The sequence below is a fragment of the Rhizobium sp. 01T444 genome (assembly GCF_056398305.1).
Genome location: NZ_JBFTPD010000418.1, coordinates 1 through 519, shown reverse-complemented (window position 1 = coordinate 519; position 519 = coordinate 1). Strand labels below are relative to the sequence as shown.

Genomic DNA, 519 nt, shown 5'->3' with positions numbered 1-519 from the left:
CGGCATCGCCGCCGCGGGCAGGCCCACGCTGGCCGGTGTGATGAACTGTCCCCACGAGGTGTAGAGCACCCCGCTCAGGCCGGCCAGCGTGGAGCCGACGATGAAGGTGACGAGCTGGTACTTGCGCACGTCGTAGCCCAGCAGCTCGGCGCGCTGCGGGTCCTCCCGCACCGCCACGACGACATTGCCGAAGCGCGAGTTCAGCAGCATGCGCAGGCCCACGTAGACGAAGTGGATGAGCGCGACGACGAGGTAGTAGAGCGCCGTGCCCTCGAAGGCCAGCGGCTGGTCGCCGAACCAGGGGATGTTCAGCGGGGCCATGTCCTTCATGCCGTTGAAGCCGTTGAGCCGCGCGCTGCCGATGCGCCATTCCGGCCCGGCCGTCTGCCCGAGGAAGAAGGCCAGCACCAGCGTCGCCGAGAGCGTGACGATGCCGAAGAACACGCCGCCCACCTGCCCCCAGATCATGAAGTAGCCGAGCACGGCCGCCGCCAATGCCGCCAGGCCGAGGGCCAGCAC

The 519-nt window shown here is 69.2% G+C and carries 1 protein-coding gene; it reads right to left on the bottom strand.

Annotation, left to right across the window (positions count from 1 at the left end; genetic code table 11):
- Positions 1-519: ABC transporter permease subunit (locus tag AC1DTN_RS39245; RefSeq protein WP_477925662.1), on the bottom strand; the 519-nt coding region annotated here is incomplete at both ends.